The 6,736-nt window shown below is 68.0% G+C and carries 9 protein-coding genes; 4 read left to right on the top strand and 5 right to left on the bottom strand.

The features are described 5' to 3' along the window. Together H521_RS25395 and H521_RS0106110 are read right to left on the bottom strand one after the other, a co-directional pair. A partial coding sequence (locus H521_RS25395) for an FGGY family carbohydrate kinase (RefSeq protein ID WP_156891290.1) occupies window positions 1-125 on the bottom strand: 125 nt, incomplete at its 3' end. Window positions 126-216: 91 nt separating this feature from the next. Continuing rightward, the gene (locus H521_RS0106110; protein WP_051159202.1) at window positions 217-945 is read right to left on the bottom strand and encodes an MIP/aquaporin family protein; all 729 of its coding nucleotides are present in this window, start codon (window positions 943-945) and stop codon (window positions 217-219) included. Between the two features lie 267 nt (window positions 946-1,212). On the opposite strand from H521_RS0106110, the gene dhaK reads away from it, so the two are divergent. Genes dhaK through dhaM form a run of 3 tightly spaced genes read left to right on the top strand, consistent with a single transcriptional unit; the run spans window position 1,213 to window position 3,626 of the window. After that, window positions 1,213-2,214, top strand: coding sequence for a dihydroxyacetone kinase subunit DhaK (gene dhaK / locus H521_RS0106105; RefSeq protein WP_026481968.1), 1,002 nt, complete (start codon window positions 1,213-1,215; stop codon window positions 2,212-2,214). 24 nt (window positions 2,215-2,238) lie between these two features. Further along, window positions 2,239-2,886 (top strand): dihydroxyacetone kinase subunit DhaL, encoded by a 648-nt coding sequence (dhaL, locus tag H521_RS0106100; RefSeq protein ID WP_022892141.1) that lies wholly within the window; start codon window positions 2,239-2,241, stop codon window positions 2,884-2,886. Window positions 2,887-2,888: 2 nt separating this feature from the next. After that, window positions 2,889-3,626: a dihydroxyacetone kinase phosphoryl donor subunit DhaM gene (gene dhaM / locus H521_RS0106095; RefSeq protein WP_040423835.1), complete on the top strand. Its 738-nt coding sequence runs from the start codon at window positions 2,889-2,891 to the stop codon at window positions 3,624-3,626. Window positions 3,627-3,645: 19 nt separating this feature from the next. Here the strand turns inward: dhaM and H521_RS0106090 are convergent, their stop codons facing one another. Beyond that, window positions 3,646-4,413, bottom strand: a complete 768-nt coding sequence (locus H521_RS0106090) for an SDR family NAD(P)-dependent oxidoreductase (protein WP_022892139.1) — start codon at window positions 4,411-4,413, stop codon at window positions 3,646-3,648. A gap of 83 nt (window positions 4,414-4,496) precedes the next feature. On the opposite strand from H521_RS0106090, the gene H521_RS21740 reads away from it, so the two are divergent. Beyond that, window positions 4,497-4,826 carry a hypothetical protein gene (locus H521_RS21740; protein WP_022892138.1) on the top strand — a complete coding sequence of 110 codons (330 nt, stop codon included), beginning with the start codon at window positions 4,497-4,499 and terminating at the stop codon, window positions 4,824-4,826. A 9-nt stretch (window positions 4,827-4,835) separates the two neighbouring features. Here H521_RS21740 and H521_RS0106080 read toward each other — a convergent pair whose 3' ends face one another. Next, window positions 4,836-5,909, bottom strand: coding sequence for an epoxide hydrolase family protein (locus H521_RS0106080; protein WP_022892137.1), 1,074 nt, complete (start codon window positions 5,907-5,909; stop codon window positions 4,836-4,838). Window positions 5,910-5,958: 49 nt separating this feature from the next. Then, complete coding sequence (locus tag H521_RS0106075; protein ID WP_022892136.1) at window positions 5,959-6,507, bottom strand: CGNR zinc finger domain-containing protein; 549 nt, start codon at window positions 6,505-6,507, stop codon at window positions 5,959-5,961. Between the last annotated feature and the right edge of the window lie 229 nt (window positions 6,508-6,736).

The following is a 6,736-nucleotide window of genomic DNA, read 5'->3' as shown; positions in this document are numbered from 1 at the left end:
CCGGCCTTCGGGAAGATCTGCTCGTGCTCGAGCTGCCCGGTCGAGACGATCGATCCGGCCTTGTCGAAGATGATCGCGCGCGACGAGGTCGTGCCCTGGTCGATCGCCAGGATGTAGTCGGACATTCGGTTCTCTCAATCTGCTCAGCCGGCTCAGCCGGCGCTCATTTCGAAGTCGAACTGCGGGGGCCGCCCGACAGGCCGGCCCCCGCTGTGCTCAGCCGAGGATCGGCAGCAGCGGGATCGCCGCCCAGCCGGCGAGCAGTCCGCCGATGATCGGGCCGACGACCGGCACCCACGAGTAGGACCAGTCGCTGGCGCCCTTGCCCTTGATCGGCAGCAGGAAGTGCGCGATGCGCGGGCCGAGGTCACGCGCCGGGTTGATGGCGTAGCCGGTGGGGCCACCGAGCGAGACGCCGATGCCGATCACGAGGAGCGCGACGGGCAGGGCGCCGAGGGCCGCGAGACCACCATCGCCCTGGCGACCGCCGCCGAAGCCGATCACGACGAACACGAGCACGAACGTGCCGATGATCTCGGTGACGAGGTTCCAGCCGTAGTTGCGGATGCCGGGGCCGGTCGAGAAGACACCGAGCTTCGAGGCCGCCAAGGGCTCCTCGTCGAAGTGCTGCTTGTAAGCGAGCCACACGAAGGCGGCGCCGAGGATCGCGCCGATCAGCTGGGCGCCGATGTAGGCGATGACCGAGACGAACCCGACCGGCACGGTGATGCCGAGGGCGGCGTTGCCGAATTCCTCGGCACCGTTGGCGACGAGACCGAGCGTGACCGCCGGGTTGATGTGCGCCCCTGATGCATACGAGACGATGACGCCGGCGAAGACCGCGAAGCCCCAGCCGATCGTGACCATGAGGAACCCGCCGTTGAAGCCCTTCGTCTTGGCGAGGGCCACGTTGGCGACCACACCGCAGCCGAGGAGCACGAGCATCGCCGTACCCACGAGCTCACTGAGGAACAGCACTCCGAGATTGTCCACGTTGACCCATCCATCCTTTTCGCCGAGCCCGGTGGGCATCGCCCAGGGGCGGAACACAGCCCACGATACTCAGACGGGCGATGGCGCGGAATGGGGGCACGCGATTTGCCCGGTGCCTCTTACGGTCGACACCGCCTCGGGCGTAGGTTGGCGGGGGAGTGCTGCGTCGGCGTCGATGCACGGCTGCACGGCGTCCGGCAGCTGAGGGAAGGGATGTCCGTGAAGAAGATCATCAACGATCCGAAGCGGGTCGTCGACGAGTCGGTCGCCGGCTTCGGACTCGCGCATGCGGATCTCGTGCGCGTCGAGCTCGACCCGATCCACGTCGTGCGCGCCGATGCGCCCATCGCCGGAAAAGTCGGCATCGTGAGCGGCGGCGGCAGCGGGCACGAGCCGCTGCACGCGGGCTACGTCGGCTTCGGCATGCTCGATGCCGCCGTTCCCGGGGCGGTGTTCACGTCTCCGACACCCGACCCGATCCTCGCCGCGACCAAGGCCGTCGACAGCGGTTCCGGCGTGCTGCACATCGTCAAGAACTACACGGGCGACGTGCTGAACTTCGAGACCGCGGCAGACCTCGCGGCGGCCGATGGCATCGACGTGCGCTCCGTCATCATCAACGACGACGTGGCGGTCAAGGATTCGCTCTACACCGCCGGCAGGCGGGGCGTCGCGGGCACCGTGCTGGTCGAGAAGATCGCCGGAGCCGCGGCTGAGCGAGGCAACTCGCTCGACGAGGTCGCCGACGTCGCTGAGCGGGTGAATGCGAACGCCCGATCGATGGGGCTCGCGCTGACGCCGTGCGTCGTTCCACATGCCGGTGAGCCGAGCTTCACCCTGGCCGAAGACGAGATCGAGATCGGCATCGGCATCCACGGCGAGCCAGGACGAGAGCGCATCGGGCTCGAGCCCGCCGATCGACTCGTCGATCGACTGCTCGCGCCGATTCTCGAAGACCTGCCCTACGAGCGGGGCGAGCGCGCACTCCTGTTCGTCAACGGCATGGGCGGAACCCCGCAGGTCGAGCTCTATGTGGCGTACCGTCGTGCAGCAGAGGTGCTCGAAGAGCACGGCATCGAGATCACCCGTTCGCTCGTCGGCAACTACATCACCGCGCTCGAGATGCAGGGCATGTCGATCACGCTGCTGAAGCTCGACGACGAGATGGTCGAATTGTGGGATGCCCCGGTGCAGACGGCTGCACTGCGATGGGGCAGATAGTGATGGATCGAAGGGGGAATCTCGGTGGGATTGGACATCACCTGGGCAGTGGACTGGGTCAGGCGCAGCGCACAGGTCATCTCGGAGCATCGCGTCGAACTGATCACGCTCGATCGTGAGATCGGCGATGGCGACCACGGCGAGAACATGGACCGAGGTTTCCAGGCGGTGCTTCCCAAGCTCGACGATCTGGCGGCCGGATCCACGCCGGGTGATGTGCTGAAGCTCGTTGCGACGACGCTCATCTCGACCGTGGGTGGAGCTGCCGGGCCGCTCTACGGCACCGCGTACCTGAAGGCTGCCGCTGCGGCCGGCGGTGCGGTCTCGCTCGACGGCCCGGCCATCTCAGCGATCCTGACCGCGGCTCGCGACGGCGTCGTTGCCCGCGGAAAGGCGGAATCCGGCGACAAGACGATGATCGACGCCTGGACTCCGGCCGTCGATGCGGCGGCAGCCGCTGCCACGGCAGGCACTGACGCAGCCGGAGTCTTCGCGGCCGCCGCCGATGCGGCGGAGGCGGGCGCAGTCGCGACCGAACCCCTCGTGGCGAGAAAAGGGCGCGCGAGCTACCTCGGCGAGCGCTCGGCCGGCCATCGCGATCCCGGTGCCGAGTCGAGCGCGCTGCTGCTTCGAGCCGCTGCCGACACGGCAGCGGCGGCAGCGGGGGCGTGAGGGTGGGCAGCCCTGGCAAGGTCGGTCTCGTCTTCGTTTCGCATTCCTCCGACATCGCGCGGGGATTGGTCTCGCTCGCGCGCCAGATGGCGCCGACCGCGAGCCTCTTCCCTGCGGGCGGCACCGACGACGGACGCATCGGCACGAGCTTCGACCTCGTGACGGCCGGCATCGCCGACGCCGACGCCGGCGAGGGCGTCGTGGTGCTGTGCGATCTCGGCTCGGCCATCCTGACGGCTGAGACCGCACTCGACTTCCTCGACGATGCCGTGCGCGATCGAGTGCGAATCGTCGACGCACCGCTGGTCGAGGGTGGCGTGGCCGCGGCCGTCGCCGCCGAGTCGGGCGATCCGCTCGACGTCGTCGTCGAGGCAGCGGAATCCGCATGGGGAGGACGACGCGACGACGCCTCGGAAGGTGCACCGTCGGAAGCTCAGGTCGCCGGCGACGCGGCTCAGCCGATCGACGGCGACCGTGCGGCATCCGGACACACCCGTAGCATCCGCCTCGTGAACTCGGATGGCCTGCATGCGCGACCGGCGGCTGAGCTCGTCAAGCTCGCCAGCACCTTCGCCCAGAAGGTGACGGTGAACGGAACCGACGCGAAGAGCCTGCTCGGCATCATGTCGCTCGGGCTCACGAAGGGTGCGCAGGTCGACATCGCGAGCGAAGATCCCGACGGACGCGAAGCGGTCGACTCGATCGCCGCGCTGGTCGAATCCGGGTTCGGCGAGGCCTGAGCCGGATCGTCTGGTCGGCTCAGTTGCCGCCGGCGACGCGGATGTCGGCTCCCGAGGTGTACGCGGCGTCGCGTGAGAACAGGTAGGCGACCGCTCCGGCGATCTCGTGCGGTTCGCCGGCGCGCCGCATGGGAATGTTCGGCGCCCGTTCCTCGGGGGCGTTCGGTCGTCCGGCGGCGGCGTGGATCTCGGTGTGGGTCGTGCCCGGCGAGACCGTGTTGACGCGCACTCCGACCGGCCCGAACTCCTTCGAGGCACCGGTCGTGAGCGCGTTCAACGCCGCCTTGCTCATGGCATAGGGAATGTAGGTGTTTGGAGCGCCCGACCGCGCGGCGCCCGAGGAGATGTTGACGATGCATCCGCCGTCGCCGCCTCGATCGGTCGCCATGTGGGCGATCGCGGCCCTCGTGAGCACGATCGGTGCGAGCACGTTCACTCGGAACAGCTGCTCGCTCTCAACGATGTCCGCATCGAGAAAACCACCGATGAGCCCCGTGATGCCGGCGTTGTTGACCAGACCGGTGACGCGACCGAACTCGGCGATGGCCGTCGGCAGTACGGTCGCCGCAGCATCGAGATCGTCGAGATCGACCTGCAGCAAGAGCACCTTCGCGCCCGCCGCCTCGCAACGTCGGGCAACCTCGTCGGCCCCGTTGCGACGTTCGCGGAAGGTGAGCACGAGGTCGTGTCCGTCTGCCGCGAGGCGCTCGGCGATGGCGGCTCCGATGCCCCGGCTCGCTCCGGTGATGATCGTGACCGGGCGGCGTGCAGGGGAGTCATCCGTCATGGAATCAGCCTATGGGCGTCGCGGGCTCCGCGCATCTGCGACGATGCTGGCGGAACACCCGGGGCAGGCGTAGCATCTGCCCCATGGCACGCGACATTGCGAGCCGCGAAAACGGCAACGCATTCACGCACTTCTTCGACCGCATCGACCGGGCGTTGCTGCCCGCGTTCGGCCCGCCACCGGCGATAGCGGATAACTCGGTGGCCGAGCCGACCGATGAGAAGCCGTGTCCGATCTGCGGGCACCCCATGTTCGAGCACGTCATCGACCACTCGACGGCGAACACGGTGCTGATCTGTCCGACCGATGAGCGATTGCCCGAGACCGACGTCGCGGGCCCGCTCAACGAACTCGGCATGCCCGCGTCCGGCAAGCGGGCTGCGAAGTTCGCCGACCGCGACGCGGCGCGCTGAGCGGCCCGGCTACCCGATCGAGCGCATGAACCCGCTGAGTTCGTCGGCGATGAGCTGCGGCTCCTCGAAGGCGAGGAAGTGGCCGCCCCGCCCTGGTGCGGAGTACTGACGGATGTCACTCGCGGCGCGTTCGGCGATTGAGCGCGGAAAGAGATCGAACGGGTGCTCATGACTCTGCGTCACAGCGACCGGCACCGTGATCGTCGACCGCGGCGTGTTGTGCGGGTAGTCGAGGTACTGGCGGAAGGAAGGGCCGATCGATTCGGTCACCCAGTACAGCGTCAGCATGGTGCACAGCGTGTCTTTGTCGAACCTCGACTCCAGGTCGCCACCGCAGTCGCTCCAGGCGCGGTACTTGTCGATGATCCAGGCGGCGAGGCCGGCCGGTGAGTCGACGAGAGCGGCTGCGATCGTGTCTGGGCGAGTGCTCATGATCTCGCTGTACCCCGAGTCGGACTCGTCGAACTTCTCGTCGGCGTCGAGGAAGGCCTGCTCGGCCGGGGTGATGGGTGGCGCGTCGAAGTCGGCCGGGAACGGCCCGTGGATGACGTGCAGGCCCGCGACCTCGTCGGGGTACATCGTCGCGAGCCATCCGCTCGCTGCGCCGCCGATGTCGCCGCCGAAGGCGAAGTAGCGGTCGTATCCGAGCGTTTCGGTCATCAGCGTATGGAACGACTCGGCGATCGCGGCGCGGGTGAGCGGAGCATCGGGGAGCCCCGAGTAGAGGAATCCGGGCAGGGACGGGATGACGACGTCGACATCGAGGAGGTCGGCGAGCGGCAGCATCTCGATGAAGCTGCTCGGCCAGCCGTGAGCGAGCAGCACGGGCGGGCGGGTCGAGTCACGTCGCACGTGAACGAAATGCTGTCCGCGATCGAGGAAGTGCGAGTACGAGTTGAGTCGAGCCTCGGCGCTGCGCCAGTCGAACTCGTTCGCCCAGTACTCGATGAGCGATCGGAGGTAGCCCGGGTCGGTGCCGGCGCCCCAGCCCGCGCTGCTCGGGGCGGTGTACCTCGTGCGCAGGAGCCTGGATCGCAAGTCGTCGAGCACAGCGGATGGCACGGAGATCGTGAAGGTTCCCATCTCTCGACGGTAGCGGAGCGACTCGCGTCGATCGTCGTTCGTCGTCGGCTCACCGGTGCGGTGCGGGCGCCGAACGAGCGCGATGCCGACGCACGGCGTCCCGGTTCGCGCAGCGCACAGAGCAGTACCGTTGCCGGCCGTTGCGCGTGACGTCGACCACGACATTGCGGCAGCCATCGCCGGGTGCCGAGCCGGCGGCGCATCGTGCGAGCCGGTGCATGCCTCGGGTGGTCAGGTGCAGGGCGGTGCCGACGCTGACGACGGCGAGCAGCACGTGGGGGAGTGCATGGTTCTGATCCCGATAGTGCAGGTGCCAGCCTTCGCCGTCATGGTCGGTGAGGCGGGGATACGCCGCAGCGGCCGCCATGTGGGCGTTCAGTCGAGCTGCTCGATCGTGCGGCTCGGGGGCATCGACGACGGTGAGCCAGCCGTCGATGACCTCGCGGGCGCGGGCGTGGTCACCTGGAGCCTCGGAGAACTGCAGAGTCATGCCGAACTGACGCGTTCGGGCGACGATGCCGTCTCGATCAACCGGCCAGTCATTGGCCAGGGATGCCGCGAGGAGCACCGAGTACTCGCCGTAAGGGTTGAGATGCATAAGAGCATTACATCATTGTGGAATGCATGACGACAGCCTGCACGCCGAAGAACCACCGTTCAGCCGACGCGAACGCCGATCCGGAACACATCTGGCGGGTCGAATCCAGGCACGCCACGTCTGACGGCGAGGTGCGATACGCGCAATGCGTCGTCTGCGGCACGCGACGTGTCGAGCTGCAGAATGCGGCGTGGTGCTCGACGAACACGAGCCGGTAGGCTTCTCGCGA

The organism is Agromyces subbeticus DSM 16689, assembly GCF_000421565.1.
Classification (GTDB): Bacteria; Actinomycetota; Actinomycetes; order Actinomycetales; family Microbacteriaceae; genus Agromyces; species Agromyces subbeticus.
Note: the sequence above shows the minus strand (reverse complement) of the source record. Positions and strands in the feature narration are given on the sequence as shown.

Bases quoted from the DNA above. Each gene is read 5' to 3' on its own strand.
- H521_RS0106110 (WP_051159202.1), bottom strand. From the start codon at position 945: ATGCTCGTGCTCCTCGGCTGCGGTGTGGTCGCCAACGTGGCCCTCGCC.
- H521_RS21740 (WP_022892138.1), top strand. From the start codon at position 4,497: ATGGCACGCGACATTGCGAGCCGCGAAAACGGCAACGCATTCACGCAC.
- H521_RS0106090 (WP_022892139.1), bottom strand. From the start codon at position 4,413: ATGACGGATGACTCCCCTGCACGCCGCCCGGTCACGATCATCACCGGA.
- H521_RS0106080 (WP_022892137.1), bottom strand. From the start codon at position 5,909: ATGGGAACCTTCACGATCTCCGTGCCATCCGCTGTGCTCGACGACTTG.
- H521_RS0106075 (WP_022892136.1), bottom strand. From the start codon at position 6,507: ATGCATCTCAACCCTTACGGCGAGTACTCGGTGCTCCTCGCGGCATCC.